A 17,414-nucleotide genomic window follows, 5' to 3' on the forward strand; every position below is an offset into this window, starting at 1 on the left:
GGAGCCAGGGCGCCACTTCCAGACGACCTGCTTCACGCGGTCGCCCAGAAAGACTGGCGACCCATGTCATTTGGTTTTGCCAGGCTAGCTCAGATAGTCGTTGCGGAAATAGCTCCCGAAATCCGGGCGTTGAGCAACCAGCTTGCCATCGGAATCGCGCAAAATGCCGGAGGCGAAGAGATAATCGCCGATCGCTTCCATCTTGGCCGGATCCATCGTCCCGATGGCGCCGCTTTGGCTGCGTAGATAATGGACGTCGATCAATGCCTTCAGCGAGGCGTGGATCAGCGCCGGATTGGTCAAGGCATCCTTGTTTGCAGCGATCAGTAGGGCTGCCGCATCGTTGGGGTGGTCGACAGCGAACTGGTAGCCGCGTCGCGTCGCCTGGACGAAGGCGGCCGCAGGCTTGGGATTGGCCTGGAGATAGGCTTCGCTCGAAGAGATCAGTGTCGTGTGCTCGTCAGGCACGCCGTAATCGGCATAGACGAAGCTGCGTTGTTGGACGCCCTTGAGCGCGGCTTCGACACCCTCCCAGGTCGAGACTTCAAGCGTGAAATCGACCGACCCATTGGCCAGCGCCTCATAGGCCGAGGTGCCGAGCGTCACCGTCTCGAAATTGCCCTTGCCGCCGTCGTGGCGGATGATGGTCGATATCAGCGCGTTTTCCCAGGCACTGCCGAAGCCGCCATAGATCAAGCCGTCGAGGCTTCTCGGGCTTTTGATCTCGTTGCGTGCCGCATTGAAGACCACGCGGCCGGTTTCGGACTGTACCACCGCATAGACGCCCTTCAGATCCGCCCCGGCGGTTTTCTGGGTGAATAGGCTGATGGTGCCGTTGATGCCGAAATCGGCGACGCGGTTTGCAACCAGCGTGCCCGCACCGGTATCGCTGTAGGGCAGGATGTCGACCTCGAGCCCGGCCTCGCGATAAAACCCTTTGTCGCGGGCGACGAACAGTCCGATGTGGTTGGTGTTGACCGTCCAGTCGAGGGCGACGGTGACCTTTTGTGCCGCCGATTGTGCTTTGGCTCGCCTTGCTCCGGCAACGAGCGGAAGGCCGGTGGCAAGGGTCAGCAACAAGGCCTGTCGGCGCGTCAAGTCAGTCATGGTCGTGTCCTTTGGATGGATTGGGGTTGAGGATGATGTCGAGGATTTCGGCCTCGAGCGCGCTTGCCTGCCGCGCGGCATCGCCGCCAAGGCTGCGCGGGCGCGGCAACGGCACCTTGATTTCATGCACGATGCGGGCCGGGCGCGCCGACAGCACATAGATGCGGTCGGACAGGAACACGGCTTCGCGCACGTCATGGGTGATCAAGAGCGCCGTCCAGCGGTGGTGCCGCCACATCTGTTCGAGCCAGCGCTGCATGGCGGTGCGGGTCAGTGCATCGAGCGCGCCGAACGGCTCGTCGAGCAAAAGCATGTCGCGCTGCTGCACCACCGTGCGCAGCAAGGCCGCGCGCTGGCGCATGCCGCCGGACAGCTGCGCGGGAAAATGCCGCTCGAAGCCGGCAAGCCCGAATTCGGCAAATAACGGCGCAACGCGAGCCCGCGCCGCCTGTCTCCTCATGCCTTGCACTTCGAGCCCGAGCGTCGTGTTGTCGAGAATGCGCCGCCACGGCATCAGCGCGTCACGCTGCGGCATGAAGGCGAAATGCCTGTCGTGGTCGTCGAGCGGCGCGCCGTCGAACAACATCTCGCCCTCGCCATGCTCGGCGCCGGTCAGAAGCTGGAAGAGCGTCGACTTGCCGGCGCCCGAGGGCCCAAGGATCGAGACGAACTCACCGGCGCCGACACTGAGCGAAATATCGGCCAGCACGTTGAGCCCACCGAACGCCTTGCGGACATGACGCAGCTCGAGCCGGCTCATCGCCGCGGCCCTTTCCCCTCGGTTTTCTTGCCGGCCCGCTCCCAAGGCATGGCATGGCGCTGCACCAGTACAGTCAACCCAAACAGAATAAGAGTCAGCGCCGCGCTGACACCGACGGCGGCAAGAACCAGATCAGGGCGGAAATTGTTCTTGGCGTTGAGCATGTAGATGCCCAGCCCCTTCGCGGCGCCGGCATATTCGGCGAATATGGCGCCGACCACGGCATAGGTGATGGAGATCCTCAACCCAGCAAAGAAGTAAGGCAGCGCCGAAGGCAGCCGCGCCAGCAGGAAGATGCGCCAGCGCCCTGCCCCCATGGCGCGGAGCATTTGCCCGATCTCAGCCTCGGTCGACTCATAACCCTCGACCAATGCAACCAGCATCGGGAAGAAGGTAACCAGCGCCACCAGCATGATCTTGGGCGCCAGCCCGAAGCCGAACCACAGCACCACCAGCGGCGCGATCGCCACCAGCGGCAAGGTCTGGCTGACGATGAAGACGGGAAACAGCGCACGCCGCAGCGGCTGGAAAAAGTCGACCAGCATCGACAGCACGAAAGCGGCGCTGAGCGAACAGGCAAAGCCAAGCAGCGTGGCGCCGATGGTCGGAATGGCGTTGTCGGCCAGCGCCTCGCGATTGAGCATCGCTTGCTCGAAGACGCGCGAAGGTGCGGGCAATGTCGTCGGCTTGATGCCGGAATAGGTGGCATAAAGCTCCCACGCCAGCAGGAGCAGCCCGACCGAAATCATGGCCGGCATCGCCTTGACAAGAAAGCTCGCGATCGGGCGCGAAGCGACTGATGATGAGATCACAGGAGATAACCTTTGACGGCCGCGCGAAAAGCGCGGCTGGCTCAGACAGCCGACGGGCTGTTGGCCGAGACCGTGACGTCGAGGGTTACGTGGCCGGCACCCGGTCCGAAGCGGCAGAAAGCCTCGTCCAGCGCCGAAAAGATCGCACCGGCATCACCACGCAATTTCGTGCAGAAATGCTTCGAGCGCTCATAGACGCCGGACTGCTTGAGAAAGTCTATGCAGCCGTAGATCTCGTCCATGTGGTCGTCGGTGCCCATCACATAGAGCGAGAACTGCGCCGCCGCCGGCTGGCCGGTGGCCGCGGCATTGCGCACCGCCGCGATGGCCGCATCCTTGCGCGGGCCGAGTGGCCCGACAGGCCCGCCAAGTGCATCGGAGCGGCAGATCGGATCGTCCGGCTCGCCAGGGCAGCCGCGCGAGATGGTGGCCGACAACACGCAATGTTTGCCGCTGCGTGCCGCCGCCACGAAGAGGTCGCGCATGGCAGGAAACAGCACTTCGGGCGGCCCGACCAGCAAGGTCGAGATGTCGTCGGTCTCGATCCTGAGCTTGTCGCGCCAGGGATCGAGCGCACCGAGCGCGCCAAGGATGACACCGACGAACTCGTCGGTCATGGGATATAGGGAAATCTGTGCACCTGAAAACATCGCCCGCCTCGCTCCGCTGGTATTACCCAGATCAGCTTCTAGGGTCTGTGGGCTTGCCGCCCCCGTCTCAGCCCCGACCGTACGGAGCACCCCTGTGGATGGGCGGGTTAAAGCATCATTCCTGGAGAAGTGAAAGCCGTTTTTTCAGCGCACTGCGCCAAAAACGTTGCGCCAAGGCTGGACTTGAAACCGGAACAACCAACAGCACGACCAGCACGGTGGGCGACATGAACTCCAATGCGGATCAGAATTGCCCGACCAACCCGCAGCGCGCGCAGACCGATGCCAATGGCAACGCGACGGCCGCAAGCGACAACACTTGCGGCAAGTGAGTTGTTGCCGACACAGACAAAGCCGCATGGCGTCTGTTTGGCGGCTTTATCTTTGTCGGTCGTCCATCGCGCCAACTTTGCCGAAGAGCCGCATTTCGGGAGCTGTTTTTCCGGCCGGCGCGCGCGTAATGGCTCGCTTTGCATTGACCAGCCGCTTGAGAACCCGGCTGTAGGTGAGATGCAAGACCCTGCCGTCGGCCAGATCGAAATCCGCCATCCCCCATCGCCTGACCGGCGCCTGCCCCGTGGGAAGACCTAATTTTCTGACTTGGAACCCCAACCTGACTTTACGCCCTGCCATCTCGATATAGATGCCGGGAAGCAGCCCCAGCACCTGCCACAATCTCGCGACATGCTCGATCGACATCGCTTGCGAGATCATCATATGGGCAGGCTGGAGCCGCGCCCAGACGAAATCACCGGCTGGCTGCGGCACCCCCAGGAGGATACCTCTGCAATAGTCCGGCGCCGCCTCGCTCACCAGCATTCGCATTGCTGTTGCCGTACTGTCGATCAGGGTCTGCTTCGACGTCCAGTCGGCTTTGGAAAACGGCACTTGTCCAAGAATGTCGCCATGATCGAAACCAGCGGACATCCTGTGCAGCGTCACGCCGCCATGAATGGCATGCAGGCCGTCCACTGCCAGGCGGTGGATCGGATGAGGCCCACGATAGTTGGGCAGCAGCGCAGGGTGAAGATTGAGCCCACCCTTGGGAAAGCTGCCAAGCAAGTCCTGTGGGATCAGGGTGGGGAAAGCGTAGCTGATCAGCACATCGGCGGCAGCTTTGGACAATTGCCGGCCAAGCGCGTCCCAGTCGTAGGGCCGGCCAAATTCAATCAGCTCCACCCGGGCGTTGCCGAGGTAGCGCCTGAGCAGCCGCCTGCGTTTGAGCCTTCGCCGGAAGTTGCCGATGCTGAAGCCCTTGGGCTGTCGTCGGAAGCCAGGCACGACGATAACGTCTATACGGTGCCCGGCCTCCACCCAGCCGGCAAGCAGCGGCCCGGTATAGACAGAAATGTCCAACATGAAAACGGCACCGATCGGTCCCGCGTTACCAACGGGGTCAATCGACTTCATCTTTCGACCGGCGGAAACAGGGGCTCCCTCAATGCCATCTGCAATCGGCAATCCAAGCCGACCTCATGAACCCATCGGAGCAGATCAATCGGGTCTAACCTAAGCCTGTCAGCCCGGCTTGACTGAAAGCGATCCTTCGGCAGTAACAGCCGAAAGCCGCTCGCGTTTCACCAGCAATGGTTTTTCGTAGATTCTTTTCACGGCCCACCTCCTGAGATCAAATCAACCTCGGTAGTTGGCCAGCGATGCGTCAAGCTGTCAAGCACGCCCCGGCATTTGGCTACCGGCATGCGCATGCCGCGGAAAGTCGCCGAAGGCGCGCACGACCGCGGCGTATAGGAACCAGCCGGGAGAAGGTGGGGGTCGGAGCTTTGGCCCCGATCCTGCAAACTCTACGAAACCGCCTTTTCGCGGACCGGCAGCTTCCAGCCCGGCCTGACGAAATGGCAGGTGTAGCCGTTGGGATATTTCACCAGATAGTCCTGATGCTCAGGCTCGGCTTCCCAGAAGGGGCCAACGGGTGCGACTTCGGTGACGACCTTGCCCGGCCACAGGCCCGAGGCAACGACATCGGCGATGGTGTCCTCGGCGACGCGCTTCTGTTCGTCGCTGGTGTAGTAGATCGCCGAGCGATAGCTCATCCCGACATCATTGCCCTGGCGGTTGCGGGTCGTCGGATCGTGGATCTGGAAAAAGCGTTCCAGCAGCGTGCGATAGCTTATGACGGCCGGATCGAAATTGATCTCGATGGCTTCTGCATGGCTGCCATGGTTGCGGTAGGTGGCGTTGGGTACGTCGCCGCCGCTGTAGCCGACACGGGTGGAGATGACGCCGGGATAGCGCCGTATCAAATCCTGCATGCCCCAGAAACAGCCGCCGGCAAGGACTGCACGTTCGGTCGAAGTCGCCATGTCACGTCTCCTCAAAAGCAATTCCAGGAAAAGTGTGTAGCGGTTTTCCGTCCGGAATTGCGTGAAAGCAAGTTGGTCTCGCCATAAATGGGCATTATCACCTGCTTCGTCCAGCGGACCGGCGTATCTGCTTCAGTTGCTCGTTTGAGCGAGGCTGTCGATCAAACCCGGCTGCTTTACGCCGGGCGGAATGGCGGCAAAGCTGATCGCCACGGGTGGCGCCCTGAGCGACCAGTCGAAAAGAACGGTCTTGACCGGGATGTTGCCCAGCCACGCCAGCAGCCGAGGTGGCACGCCGCTCCCGGGCCAGACCAGGAGCATGCCGTGATCGCGCAGCCGCTGGCTGGTGATCCAGGGGGCGAGCCGCATGTCGAGGTCGGTGAAGATCGACGGCTTGTCATAGGCGTTGAGGCCCGCCAGCAACGCGATACGAGTATCGCCGCCGACGATGTCGAGCCGACCGGGCACCGCCGCGTGCCAGACGGCCTCGGCTTCGTCTGAAATCTGCCGCGCCGGCCAGCACACGGCGTCCATGCGCCCACGCAAATTGCAACTCGTCCAGCGGATGCCCGCATAGGCACCGGACATGCCGATGATGCAGACGAACGCGCAGATCGCCAGCCGTCGCATCTCGACGGCGCCGAGCCGATGACCCAGCAAGGCGAGCGCCACAACGCCGGCAAGATTGTACATCGGCGCGCCCCAGGCCTCGCCTGCGCCGGTGAACAGCGACGCCACCATGACGAGGACCGCCGGGCCAACCCCCATCCACAAGAGATAGACCAGCGTGCCGCGCCCGACGGGCTTTTGCGGCGGGAGCGAGCGCCGCAGCAGCCCTGATATCGCCAGCACAAGAAGAAAGCCGCAGAGTCCGGCCATCTGGACGCCGATATAATATAAGCGGGAGCGATGGGCCAGCACCCACTGATCGCGGCCGGCGACATAAGTCAGCGGCAGGAAATTGATGCGGTAGAGCTGGACGGCCAGCGGCGCGGCGACGGCGAGGAAAACCGCGAGCCCAAGCCAGGGCCAGGGCGTGGCGAGCCGATTGCGTGCCCGTGCGTCCGACAACAGCCAGACCGTCCCGAAAAGCAACAGCAGCCCGGTGGAAAACTTGGCGTAGAGCCCGACGCCCGACACCAGTCCGAGCGCCAGCCACCAGCCCGGCCCACCGCCACGGCCTGCACGCCACAACAGCCAGCAGATGGCGGCCCAGAAGGGCATCTGCGCGTAGTCATGATTGAACTGCGGTGTCGGCCAGCCGAAGAAATACAATGACGGCATCAAAAGCACGGCGGCCAGCGCGCGGGTTCTCCCGAGCATGTCGCGGCCCAGCAGGTAGACGAAGACGAAGGTCGCCGAGACGACAAGCTGGGCGAGCAGATATTGCGGCCAGCGGAACGATCCGGTCAGAAGATGGCTGATCTCGAGCAGCCAGCCGGGAAGCTGCGGATGCTTGTAGGTCAAAAGCACCCATTCGCGGCCCCACATGAAGCTCTCGACGACATCGCCGGGCGGGGCGGCATCGACAAGCGCCGGCACCACGGTCCAGCACAGGATCTGCGCCAGGCATAAAAGCGCCAAGCCGGCTTCTGGATAGCGCGTCAGCCCCGGCCAGATCGACGACTGCCAGTCGCCTGGAACAGAACTGCCGACCGGCAGCCAACCGTTCATGGGTTCGTCGATTCGCGTCATGCGGTGGATAAATCACATCGGACGGTTTTTCGAACAGCCCAGAACTCGAAGCTTACGAAAATGTATACTTGGGCGACCACGGCAAAACCAAGATTGAGGCAGAGTTTCGCGCCACCATGCCGCCTCTCCCGTCATCACATGCCAGCAAGACAACAATGGAACACGCCATCCCGCAGCACCCTGAACATGCCGGGCATGGCGCATTGGGCCGGATTGCGGCAGGCGTCGCCTAAGCCTGAGCGGTTCCCGTCCCAAAAAAGCATCCAGGATTTGAAAAATGCGCCACCACCATGCCGTCATTCACTACCGTGCGCTCGATTTCTGGATGGCCCGCGCAGCCGTTCTCGTCATCATCTGCCTGCAGCTTCTGGTCATCAACAATCTCTCATTCGGGCCGCGCTGGCTGGCGCCCGCGCTGGAGGCCGCCCTGCTGGTGCCCTTGTCCGTGGCCACCGCCTGGACACAGGCCGCCACCCGGAAGGCGGTCGAGGACCACGAGTGGCATGCGATCGGCCAGTTTCGGGTCATGATCCGCAGAACAGCCCTGACCATGACCGCCATCATCAGCATCATGAATTGCGGTTCGCTGGTCCTGCTGGTGCGTGCCTTGCTGGAGGGCCATGCCGGCAACAGCGGTACGACGCTGCTGATCGACGCACTCAACATCTGGGTCACCAACGTCATCGTCTTTGCCTTGTGGTTCTGGAGCACCGATCGCGGCGGCCCGCCGACCTGCGGTCTCGTCAAGCTCGCACAGGCCGACTTCCTGTTCGCGCAGATGACGTTGAACGACCGTGAACTCCGAGATTGGCTGCCCGGCTTCGTCGAATTACTTCTTCCTCGCCTTCACCAATGCGACCGCATTTTCGCCCACCGATACCTTGCCCCTTTCCCAGCGCGCCAAGCTGCTGATGATGGCCGAGGCCATGATCTCGCTGCTGACCATCGCGCTGGTCGCGGCACGCGCGGTCAACCTCCTCGCTTGATCGGCCCGACATGCGAAAATAGCCCGCCCGGCGAACCGGAACGGGCTATTTAGGGTTGTCTTCGACGGTTCGATGCAGCGCCGGACTTAGTGGCGCTTGCCCAGCCTGTAGCTGTTGCCGCCCAGCAGGTTGACGCCGAGCCCGCTCAGAACGCCACCGACGATGTTGGTCTTGTTACCGTTCAGAATGCCTGAGACGACATTGCCGCTCAGGATGTTGTTGCCGCTGAGCACGTCGTTCAGCGCGGTGATCTTGCCAAGGTCGATGGGCGGCGAAACATTGATCAGGCTGCCCGAATTGCCTCCCCAGCCGCCCGAACCTCCGCACCCACAACCCGCTTCGGCGGCTCCAACGGACGATGCAACTGCGACAGCGGCGAAAATAACAGTGAACTTGTTCACGAAAGCTACTCCCGTTTGATGATGGAGATGGCTTCCGTCTTCTGTGGTCTACCTCTTGCTTAACAATATATGAACAATTAATCCGCTCAAGTCTTTATGTATTATCGGCGCGTCCATCAAAAATTAACAATAATCATTATGCATAACCGACATGATTAACTTGCTTGTGACAACAGGCGATGACGAGACCGGTCAGCTCGAATGCCGTTCAGCAATGGCCGATCGGAAATACAAAAAGCCCGCCCCGGCGTGAGCCGAAGCGGGCAGCGGTCGTTCCTGTAAATGAGAGCAGCGCCGCGCCAGGTCGCCCGCCTCGGTAATTCCGTCTGGCAGTAGCCAACAGGCGACGCGGTGCCAACAGCTACTCCTCCACCCCCGGCTTGAATCTCCGCACCACAAACTCGAACAGCACGTCCGAAATCCACATGGCGCAGACGCCGATCAGGAAGGCGGCCGCCAGCGTGGTGGTGTCGTCGGCGGGATCGGGCATCGGCAGGCCGGCGATCCTGGCGTAGGAAACCGCCGGCAGCGTCAGATATGCCGCCGCAAGCGCACCGCAGATCGGCGAGGCCACCATTTCGCGCAGCTTGTAGCGATGCCGCGACAGAGCGCGCAGAACGCCGCCGGCGAGACCCGCCGCCACGACCGGTCCCTTGATGCCGAGCAGGTCGAAAAGATCGTTCATCATGGCCTCCAGCCGCAAAGTTTCTGGCCCTTTTCGTTGTGAGCCAGGATCGCCGCTACCGACGCGTCGGAAAGGGCCGCCGCCTCTGCCCTTGTCGGCCGGATGGGATGCCCGGCCGCGCAGAACGATCCGCCTGATGTGGTGCAGCCGGCCAGCAGGAGCGAGAGCGCTATGATTTTGACCATCTGGCCAGCCTCCCCCTGTTGTCGTCCGGCGCCCGGCCGGCGACGGCATCGTCGATCTTCTGGGCTTCGGTGCGCGCCGCGGCGTCGGCGGCATCCTGCCTGGCCTTCTGGCTGGCCTTGCCCTTGGCATAAGCTGTCCAGATACCGGCAAGCGCGGCGCCCATTGCCAGAAGATACGGCCAGGCCTGGCCAAGCAGCGCGAGGGTGAGTGTTCCCATCTCATGTCTCCTTGGCCGGCGGCGCGACCATGCCGCGCGGCCCGTCACGCACCGCGTTGATGATGATCTTGGCAAGGGCTATGGCGCCGCTGATCTGAAGCGCGGTGCGGTCGCTCACCCCGAGCAGCGTCCAGTCGAAGCCGGCGAGTGCGCCGCCGCAGATGATGGCGATCAGCGTGTTGAGGAGATTGTGCAGCGCATTGGTGTTGAACCATCTCATCGAAACAGGCTCCCCAAAAAATCGGCGACCTGATGCCGGAAGGCCGCGAGCGCTCCGGCCATGAGAACGAGGATGCCGGCCGCGGCAGCCGCCTTGCCGCCAGGCGCCGGCGGCACGGGCTGGATCGACGACGCCCCATTGGCCAATGTTTCGACCCTGAGCGGCGGCGCCGCGGTCACCGGTGCCGCCGGGCGCTGCGCCGACATCAGCAGGGCCTGAACCCGCACCGACCTGACCCGATCCGACCAGCCGCGCCCGAATGTCGCCCATGTCGGCAACCGCTTGAAGAACGCCAGCCGCGCATCGCAAAGCGCATCGATGGTCACACCGGCCGGCTTTGCCTTGGCCGCCGCGACGGTGACCGGTCCGATCCGCCCGTCCTGCGCAACGCCGACGGCCGCCTGCAAATATTTGACTGCCCGGCCAGGCCCGCTGTTGACGGCGAAATCGAACACCGCATGGTCGACGCCATCGGGCAATTCGGCGCCGAGCACAGCATCCCAGTAGAAGCGGCGATAGACGGTGGCGAGCTGCGCGTCGCTGATCGCGCGCAGATCCGCCTTTGTCGCGTCGGCCTTCACATAGCGGCGGAAGCTGGCAAGCGTCACGCCCTTCATGGTGGCGCCGCCGGGATCAGCCGGATTGTCCGACCACCCGCCTTCCGATTTGAGAACAAGCGCAAGCGCCCGCGCGAAGTTGCGGTCCATGGTGTTTCCTTTCCGCCCTTCCGGGCAGTTGTTCAGTTTCGGGTTTGGATTTGGTTGGCGTTGTCCGGCTTGATCGCCTTGCCGCGAATCGGTTTGCGGCTGTAGAACGGTCATGCTTCGGGGGTGCTGGGATGAGAAACTACGTCGGCGCGGTCCAACGTTTTGCCTTCGAGCGTCTAGCGGCAGCGATAGACCGACGATGGAACAACGACCCGCTTGGCTCCCGCATTCGAGCTTCCAAGGAAGAATACTTGCGGCTTTTCGAGATAGCGCGGCGAGTAGAGTATCCGGAGATTGACCGGCTGGAGGCCGACACCGGCTTCGCTATCGACCGCGAATGGCTCGACAATCTGGCCCTGCATACGCAGATCACCATCAAGAAGAGCACCTTGGCTTACCCGCACGGCCGAGTGCTCTACAGCCTTTTACGACGCGAGCTTGCGAGTAACCCGCGACCGTTCACCACCATTGTCGAGACCGGCACAGCGCGCGGTTTCTCATCACTCTGTATGGCAAAGGCTTTGGACGACGCTGGCGCTGCCGGCCACGTCATCACTCTGGACGTGCTGTCGCATAACCATCGGTTCTACTGGAACTGCATCGATGATCACGACGGGCGCAAGTCGCGCGCGGAACTCCTCCAACCGTGGCAGTCTTTGTCAGATCGGATGGTGTTTCTTCAGGGCGATTCCCTTGTCCAATTGCCGAAAGTCGGAGTGAACAGAATCCATTTCGCCTTCATCGATGCGCAGCACACAACGAAAAATGTCTTACTCGAATATCGGGCGGTTTCTGAGCTGCAACAAGCGGGAGACGTGATCGTTTTCGACGATGTCACACCAGGGCAGTTTGACGGCGTCGTGAAAGCGATAGAGCAGATCGAGAAGCAAGGGCAGTATGGTATGCGTCGGCTCGTGGCATCAGACACACGGGCCTATGCGTGGGGCACAAGACGCCGATGAGCCTCGCCTTCTTCGCTTACGGCGCAAATTAGGCCGGCAGCTCTTTGCGAATAGCGCTGCGATGGCAACGATTCACTTCTAGCACATATTAAACGACTGCGGCCGGGACTATCTGCCGTTCAAACCTCCTGAACCAGATGCCATTCGGTGATCAAGGAAAATCCAAAGCAGGTGGCGGGAGTGAACCATAAGCAAGCCGTGGAAATGAGTCACGCTCCTTGCCAGCGACTGGACGAGTGAGTTTCAGTTCGCGAATTGGTGTGCCGATAAAGACGGCGCGGAGCAATTAGGCGCGCATACAGCGTCACGAGCACCACCGGAAGCAAAAGCATCGGCATCATGGCGACCCGATTGTAGTAGGGTAGACCGCTCGCCAACATATATATGACGGTCATGAGGATACAAAATTTTCCTAAGCGCTCATCCGACTTCTTTGCGGCATTCTTGATCAGAAATACACATGCTACGCATTGAATTAGAGAGTATACAAAAAATAAGACCTTAAACCCAACCTGATAGTTCAAAAACATATCAGTTGAGTACTTGTTATATATTCCTGCACTCGACAAAATAGGAGTTATTATTATACTTGATAAGCCAGATATAGAATTTGTAATGTATCCGGCGAAAATAATTGCAACCACACCAACGATCAGCTTTTCTGAACGCGGAACGAAATCCGCTAAGGCATATACTGAAATAAACAGAACAGCGCTATAGTGGCTACCTATTGCCAAGGTGGCAAATAAAATCGCCCAATACCTCTTGCCGCCATTCAACGCGAGGAAGAATGCCAGAATGAAGATGAGCGAAAAGCCCTGCCGCAACGTGTTTTGACCCAACTGTTCAAACCATGGCAGCATGATCAGGCAGAGAGTCGACACGACACCAAGGATAAGACTATCGCTTTGCCTGACCGAGTAAAAATAGTAGGCTGAGATCATGATCATGCTGTTGGCTAGCATGCTATCAGAGATCGAAAATCCCAGATTGGCATAAATCCAATGCATGGCTATGAACACAGGCTCATGCGCTACAGCCGTCATATAGACTAAGAAAGTTGCCCTTGTCGCATATGCGAAATCTCTCGAGTAGGCGACGATATCACCTTCCAAAGCATACGAGGCATAGTTCGCGTAGTCTGTTTGAGAAGCCGCGAAGAAGAGCACCGGGGCCAGAAAGAGCAAGGTTGGGAACCAGGGTCGGCGAAAAGGCCGCATTCGGATGCCTCTTTGATTCTCAACAAGACGTGCCATATAGATTCGTTGTTGTCATGTGAAATGCAAAGTGCTGATGCTCGCCAAGTAAAACTGACGGCAAGGGCCACGCGACCTCGGTGGGTATGGCCCTTGTTCGTGGTGACAGCGAGATGCGTCACCGCCCTAATCGGCGGTCTCGATCCGACAGATTGCGTGCATCAAAGTCTTGCTTGTGCCAGCGGAATTTGAATTTACAGTCACAACATCACTGGGGTCCAGATATGCTCCAGCCGAGCTTGCAGGGGCGCCGCCATAGCCCTTCGCCCGCCGTATAGATGCCGTTCTGCGCCTTGTCGGCCTAGCTCTTGACTAGGACGCGGTCACCCACGTTCGCCACCACTCCCTCGATGGCCCTGAAGACCGGAGAGCGCAATGTTGGCGGTCGTCGCCAGACAGGCGCCCGCACGCTTGGGCCTGAGGGTCAGTCGTCAGACGGTATCAGCGGCGGTTGGGGCGGCACAGGCCGCGTCGGGCCTCTCGGCAGCATCAAACCTCCTGAAGCCGCACAACGGCGTTCCAGCCATAGGTCTTTGCCGCGACGCCGGTAACGGTCACCTCAATTCCGGAAGCCCCAGCGGCGACCGACGCGTCGAGCGATGCGGCGTCGCTTGCATATTCGCCGATCACCGTTTTGGTGATCGCACCTTCGACTGCCAGGGTACCGCCTGTGTTGCGGATCACGCCGGCGAACACATAGCCGGCGCTGGTCGACGATGAACCATCCGTGCGCCGGGCGGCGACATCGACGGTGAACTTCGCGCCTTGCCCGGGCCTGATCGGAACAAAGCTGTTTCCGGCTTCGAAGACCATAAGAACGGGCGTTGCGTCCGGCGTCGATTTATAGCCCTTGAAAAGATCGCCGCCCCGGTTTCCTTCAATCAGCGCCATGTGCGATCCGTCATCGGTTGGCTTGCCCGTCGCCGTGCCGGAGTAGATGTTGTCCCGCACCTCGACATTTGGCGAGGATCCGCTGATTTTCACATCGTTGACGACGCTGCCGGTGGTCGGCTTGAAAAGGCCACCCGTCGCTCTCTGCCGTTCGCCCGATAGTGTCGACAGGGCGACATAGGACGATCGCGCATCCGCGATGCCTGCATGGGTTTGCGACATGTCGCCGTTCAATCGAACGCCAATGGACGCCGCCGCGCCGCCCATGTCGACAAGCGTGTCGGCCGACACAATGGTTTCATCGGCGGCGCTGAAGACGCCATAGGCATTGGCCTGGGTGAACCCAAAGATGCGGCCGGCGCCAATCCTGACGCCGCGCGAGATCTGTTGCCCGGCTGGGGTTTCGATATAGATCCCCTGATGCGTCGCCTGGATGTCGAACGACAGCAGGCGAAGATCTTCGATATGATGACCGGTGCCGGCGCGAATGCCTTGCTGCACGCCTTCCGTCACCAGGCTGCGCACTTCGATATCCTTGGCCCCTCGCAGCACCAGACCATAAAGGCCATCCCTGGACCTGGCACTGATGCGAAGGCGTTTGTACTTCAACACCGATCCTGCGGGCGCAGCGCTGCGGGTGAAGGCAACGGCCGCGCCAAGCTGAACGCCGCCCAACTGCGTCCAGTCGATATCCACCTCGATATCGCTCACCGGCCAGTCGTCGTCGCTCTCCGCATCGAAGCCGTTCAAATAGGCGCTCACGCGAGCACGACGGACAAAGACGTGACTTGTGCCGGAGACATCGTCGTTGATGGTGACGATGTTGCGCGCCGTGTCGCCCCTGGCGTCGTCGATGTAGACCCAGTTGGAATCGGCAATGCGGTAGTGGTCGCCTTGCGTGCCGGTGAGCGTGCCATGCTCGATCGTGACGCCTGAAATGCCGCTGATGTTGAAGACACCGAAGCCGTTCGCAGCCGCGACATGATTCCAGGCGCCGTTGACCCTCGGCGCGATGATACGGTTGTCGCCCTTCAGGTTGAATAGGTGCGTGACGTCCTCGGTGCGCTGTAGAAGCGCCTTGTCGTCAAACTCGACCGTCAGCCCCTGCGGAATGTCGATATTGCCGGCTAGCGAAAATGTGCCAGCCGGGATGACCAGCCTGCCCTGCCCGGCGGCAGCAATGGCGTTGACGATCGCGGTCCTGTTGTTGCCGGCTGCCGTGTCGGCGCCCGCCGCGCGAATGTTGATCTCCCTCGACCTCGGCGCGTAGACGATGTCGAAGCCGGCTCTTGCTCCACCTTGCAACGTGATCGCCAGACCGCCCCCGCCAGCCAACGTGGTGCCGTTCTTCTTGTAGAGAGCCTGACCGTCACCGACTTGCGAATAGCCGGCAGTCCTGACGTAATCGGGCGCAACCGCCGGCGAAAATGCCTCCGCCGTCGCCTTGGTCGCGAATTGCGGATCGAGCACGGTTGTCATGGCGCCCGTCGCCACATCCGCCGCCGCCTGGGCCTGGTCGATGATGCCTTGCGCGGCCGCCTGGATATCGCCGACGGTGTCATCGGACTGGTAGAACGACAGCACAATGTCATCGGTTCCGATAACAGGGTTCAGCGTCTGGAAGGCATAGCTGCACTCACCCCGTCAACCCTTTTCTGAGAAAAAATTCCTAGGCCGGCCGGAACTCCCACTCTTAGCGACGCTGGCAAGCGCGTAAAACCCTGCTTTTACCGGCGGCTGGTCATAAGCCGGCAGGTGTGAAATCATTCGTCGAAGCTCATGGAATGATTCCCGTCGCACGGCCTTGTGGGAGAGGACGATGGACAGACCAGCCATGGCATCCGTGTTCAGGATGCGGCATGCACCGGCCACGGTTTCCGGCGTGCGCAGCACCGGCCAGGGTCAGGCCGATCCAGTCATCCACGTGCGTTCGCTGGGCGAAGCCATCCGTTTCGTCGCCAACGCTTACCCCCAATACGACATCAGCGCCGTCGCCATCAGCTGTGGGGATGTTTCGATCAGCAGCCTCGGCTCCCTGGAAGTCAAGGCGCTGTGGCGCGAATATGGCGAACGGCTGACGCAGGAATAGGCGTTCGCCCGCAGCCTTTCTGGAGCGGAAATGCCGCTCGCGCGTTTCAACCCCAGCCACGGGAGCAATCGCCATGAATGTCGCCAACCTGCAACTCGAAGGCCTGTTGATGGCCGTCGCCTCGATCAACCGCCTCCTGGTTCAAAAGGGGGTGCTGACGGCGGAGGAAATTGACCTGGCCTTGCGCAAGACCGAGGCCGGCGAAACCAACCAGGAGCGGTCCGAAGGCATGTCCGCGTCCAGCCGCGACGCCGTCAACTTTCCGATCCGGCTGCTGGAACTCGCCAACCAGTGCCAGCCGGAGGCGGACATGCCCTCTTTCTCGAAGCTGGCCCGCATGGTCGGCAAGATAAAGGAACCCTACAACGACCAGCTGTGAGGGGCAGGCCCGGCGCGTCCCTTCGCGCGGTGCAGGCCGGCCTCGCCTCAAGCCCTGCCCGGCCATCCCAAATTGAGCGAAAGCACCTTGCCCGGACCGTGCACCGCCGCGAACAGCAGTCCGGCCATGAACGAGAAATGGTCGATGAAGAAGCCGAACTCGGCCTGGTTGCCGGCCCAGTGGCTGGGTCCGTGGAAAGCAAGGGCGAGGAACAGCACATAGGCGGCGGCGACCAGGGCCGCCTGCGAGAAGAAAGCGCCGGTCAGGAAGCACAGCACCAGCGCGACTTCCAGGATCGCCGCGCACCAGGCCAGGAACAGCGGAAACGGAAAGCCGGCGGCGGCGATATAGCCGGCGGTGGCCGCCATGCCCATGAATTTGAAGGTCACGGCCATCAGGAAGACGCCGGCGAAGATCAGCCGGGCGATGAGAAGGGCCGCGGTCTGCCACGGCGATTGAATGATTTGCGACGACATGCTCGTTCTCCAGCTTTGCAGGTTGCTCGCTCCTAGGACGTGCGACGGGCGCCAGCTCCGACACGCCAGGCCAATTTTTCTCGACAGGGCGCTCGCGGCGGGTCGAAGCAGCTTCGAAGCCTCGCACCGCGCCAGCAAAAGGGCGATTTTCGGTTTGCCGGCTGACGGTATAGTGTTGCTTCGCTCAAAGGGGGAAACGAACATGGCCAAGGCATTGACCATCGGCGCACCGCAGCATCCGGCGATGAGCACCGCCTATGAACAGGAATGCAGGGATATGCTGGCTCCGCATCTCGACGCCCTGCTCCGCAAGGTCGAGGCCGCCGGCTGGGACCGCGGGCAGGCCGCCTCGGCGCTCATGTATCTCGCCGCGATGCGGCTGAAGCCGGCCTGACGGCACGCCGGCCCGAACGGCTTGCCGGCGCATCGCGCGATGGAAACTTGTTGGTAATCACAGAAGTGATATTGTTAGGCGGGGCTAATGCAGCGGCGTGCCGGTGCAGCGATTTTGGGCGGGCTGAAATTTGCGAACAAGCGTCAGGTTTGGGGCGATATCTCGTGGCGTCGGGTCGGCGACGCTGGAATGCAGCGGCTGCGGCGGCGCTGGCCAGGTC

General features: G+C 61.4%; 22 protein-coding genes, 1 pseudogene and 1 riboswitch. Of the genes and pseudogenes, 6 read left to right on the forward strand and 17 right to left on the reverse strand.

The features are described 5' to 3' along the window. Positions 1-84 precede the first annotated feature (84 nt). The 4 genes from EN943_RS06605 to EN943_RS06620 form a co-directional block, all read right to left on the reverse strand. On the reverse strand, positions 85-1,107 hold the full coding sequence (locus tag EN943_RS06605) for an ABC transporter substrate-binding protein (protein ID WP_127411987.1): 1,023 nt from the start codon (positions 1,105-1,107) through the stop codon (positions 85-87). Further along, a complete protein-coding gene (locus EN943_RS06610) occupies positions 1,100-1,867 on the reverse strand; it encodes an ABC transporter ATP-binding protein (protein ID WP_127411988.1) in 768 nt (255 codons plus the stop codon). The genes EN943_RS06605 and EN943_RS06610 overlap by 8 nt, the downstream gene beginning before the upstream one ends. Beyond that, positions 1,864-2,625, reverse strand: a complete 762-nt coding sequence (locus tag EN943_RS06615) for an ABC transporter permease (protein ID WP_245475619.1) — start codon at positions 2,623-2,625, stop codon at positions 1,864-1,866. Before EN943_RS06615 ends, EN943_RS06610 begins: the two co-directional genes overlap by 4 nt. A gap of 95 nt (positions 2,626-2,720) precedes the next feature. Further along, positions 2,721-3,329: a YkoF family thiamine/hydroxymethylpyrimidine-binding protein gene (locus EN943_RS06620; RefSeq protein ID WP_127411989.1), complete on the reverse strand. Its 609-nt coding sequence runs from the start codon at positions 3,327-3,329 to the stop codon at positions 2,721-2,723. Next, positions 3,320-3,433, reverse strand: a riboswitch (TPP riboswitch). (Overlaps the previous gene by 10 nt.) On the opposite strand from EN943_RS06620, the gene EN943_RS06625 reads away from it, so the two are divergent. Beyond that, entirely contained in the window at positions 3,428-3,661 is a 234-nt protein-coding gene (locus tag EN943_RS06625; RefSeq protein ID WP_127411990.1) for a hypothetical protein, read from the forward strand. It overlaps the preceding riboswitch by 6 nt. A 46-nt stretch (positions 3,662-3,707) precedes the next feature. Here EN943_RS06625 and EN943_RS06630 read toward each other — a convergent pair whose 3' ends face one another. The 4 genes from EN943_RS06630 to EN943_RS06645 form a co-directional block, all read right to left on the reverse strand. Next, positions 3,708-4,739, reverse strand: coding sequence for a formyltransferase family protein (locus EN943_RS06630; RefSeq protein ID WP_127411991.1), 1,032 nt, complete (start codon positions 4,737-4,739; stop codon positions 3,708-3,710). A gap of 108 nt (positions 4,740-4,847) precedes the next feature. Further along, a complete protein-coding gene (locus EN943_RS06635) occupies positions 4,848-4,940 on the reverse strand; it encodes a putative RiPP precursor (RefSeq protein ID WP_127411992.1) in 93 nt (30 codons plus the stop codon). 191 nt (positions 4,941-5,131) lie between these two features. Beyond that, positions 5,132-5,650: a peptide-methionine (S)-S-oxide reductase MsrA gene (msrA, locus tag EN943_RS06640; RefSeq protein ID WP_127411993.1), complete on the reverse strand. Its 519-nt coding sequence runs from the start codon at positions 5,648-5,650 to the stop codon at positions 5,132-5,134. A 132-nt stretch (positions 5,651-5,782) separates the two neighbouring features. Continuing rightward, positions 5,783-7,324: a glycosyltransferase family 39 protein gene (locus EN943_RS06645; RefSeq protein ID WP_127411994.1), complete on the reverse strand. Its 1,542-nt coding sequence runs from the start codon at positions 7,322-7,324 to the stop codon at positions 5,783-5,785. A 298-nt stretch (positions 7,325-7,622) separates the two neighbouring features. On the opposite strand from EN943_RS06645, the pseudogene EN943_RS06650 reads away from it, so the two are divergent. Beyond that, positions 7,623-8,331: pseudogene (locus tag EN943_RS06650) on the forward strand (hypothetical protein). 86 nt (positions 8,332-8,417) lie between these two features. Here EN943_RS06650 and EN943_RS06655 read toward each other — a convergent pair. The 6 genes from EN943_RS06655 to EN943_RS06680 form a co-directional block, all read right to left on the reverse strand. Beyond that, complete coding sequence (locus tag EN943_RS06655) at positions 8,418-8,732, reverse strand: hypothetical protein (RefSeq protein WP_127411995.1); 315 nt, start codon at positions 8,730-8,732, stop codon at positions 8,418-8,420. Positions 8,733-9,093: 361 nt separating this feature from the next. Beyond that, on the reverse strand, positions 9,094-9,417 hold the full coding sequence (locus EN943_RS06660) for a hypothetical protein (protein ID WP_013530789.1): 324 nt from the start codon (positions 9,415-9,417) through the stop codon (positions 9,094-9,096). Then, entirely contained in the window at positions 9,417-9,602 is a 186-nt protein-coding gene (locus EN943_RS06665; RefSeq protein WP_013530788.1) for a hypothetical protein, read from the reverse strand. Before EN943_RS06665 ends, EN943_RS06660 begins: the two co-directional genes overlap by 1 nt. After that, positions 9,587-9,820 carry a hypothetical protein gene (locus EN943_RS06670; protein ID WP_127411996.1) on the reverse strand — a complete coding sequence of 78 codons (234 nt, stop codon included), beginning with the start codon at positions 9,818-9,820 and terminating at the stop codon, positions 9,587-9,589. The genes EN943_RS06665 and EN943_RS06670 overlap by 16 nt, the downstream gene beginning before the upstream one ends. Before the next feature lies 1 nt (position 9,821). After that, the gene (locus tag EN943_RS06675) at positions 9,822-10,040 is read right to left on the reverse strand and encodes a hypothetical protein (RefSeq protein ID WP_027035106.1); all 219 of its coding nucleotides are present in this window, start codon (positions 10,038-10,040) and stop codon (positions 9,822-9,824) included. Further along, a complete protein-coding gene (locus EN943_RS06680; protein ID WP_127411997.1) occupies positions 10,037-10,747 on the reverse strand; it encodes a glycosyl hydrolase 108 family protein in 711 nt (236 codons plus the stop codon). The genes EN943_RS06675 and EN943_RS06680 overlap by 4 nt, the downstream gene beginning before the upstream one ends. 131 nt (positions 10,748-10,878) lie before the next feature. On the opposite strand from EN943_RS06680, the gene EN943_RS06685 reads away from it, so the two are divergent. Beyond that, positions 10,879-11,709, forward strand: coding sequence for a class I SAM-dependent methyltransferase (locus EN943_RS06685; protein WP_127411998.1), 831 nt, complete (start codon positions 10,879-10,881; stop codon positions 11,707-11,709). Between the two features lie 209 nt (positions 11,710-11,918). Here EN943_RS06685 and EN943_RS06690 read toward each other — a convergent pair whose 3' ends face one another. Together EN943_RS06690 and EN943_RS37575 are read right to left on the reverse strand one after the other, a co-directional pair. Continuing rightward, positions 11,919-12,965, reverse strand: a complete 1,047-nt coding sequence (locus EN943_RS06690; RefSeq protein ID WP_127411999.1) for an EpsG family protein — start codon at positions 12,963-12,965, stop codon at positions 11,919-11,921. A 489-nt stretch (positions 12,966-13,454) separates the two neighbouring features. After that, positions 13,455-15,440 carry a hypothetical protein gene (locus EN943_RS37575; protein ID WP_164778101.1) on the reverse strand — a complete coding sequence of 662 codons (1,986 nt, stop codon included), beginning with the start codon at positions 15,438-15,440 and terminating at the stop codon, positions 13,455-13,457. A gap of 235 nt (positions 15,441-15,675) precedes the next feature. Between EN943_RS37575 and EN943_RS06700 the strand changes: the two genes are divergently transcribed. Continuing rightward, the gene (locus EN943_RS06700) at positions 15,676-15,945 is read left to right on the forward strand and encodes a hypothetical protein (protein WP_127412000.1); all 270 of its coding nucleotides are present in this window, start codon (positions 15,676-15,678) and stop codon (positions 15,943-15,945) included. Positions 15,946-16,018: 73 nt separating this feature from the next. After that, positions 16,019-16,324, forward strand: a complete 306-nt coding sequence (locus tag EN943_RS06705; RefSeq protein ID WP_127398150.1) for a hypothetical protein — start codon at positions 16,019-16,021, stop codon at positions 16,322-16,324. A gap of 47 nt (positions 16,325-16,371) precedes the next feature. Here the strand turns inward: EN943_RS06705 and EN943_RS06710 are convergent, their stop codons facing one another. After that, a complete protein-coding gene (locus tag EN943_RS06710; protein ID WP_127412001.1) occupies positions 16,372-16,800 on the reverse strand; it encodes a DoxX family protein in 429 nt (142 codons plus the stop codon). Positions 16,801-17,002: 202 nt separating this feature from the next. On the opposite strand from EN943_RS06710, the gene EN943_RS06715 reads away from it, so the two are divergent. Next, positions 17,003-17,194 (forward strand): hypothetical protein, encoded by a 192-nt coding sequence (locus EN943_RS06715; RefSeq protein WP_127412002.1) that lies wholly within the window; start codon positions 17,003-17,005, stop codon positions 17,192-17,194. The last annotated feature ends 220 nt before the right edge of the window (positions 17,195-17,414 follow it).

The organism is Mesorhizobium sp. M7A.F.Ca.US.006.01.1.1 (assembly GCF_003997935.1).
In the GTDB taxonomy this organism is placed as follows: domain Bacteria; phylum Pseudomonadota; class Alphaproteobacteria; order Rhizobiales; family Rhizobiaceae; genus Mesorhizobium.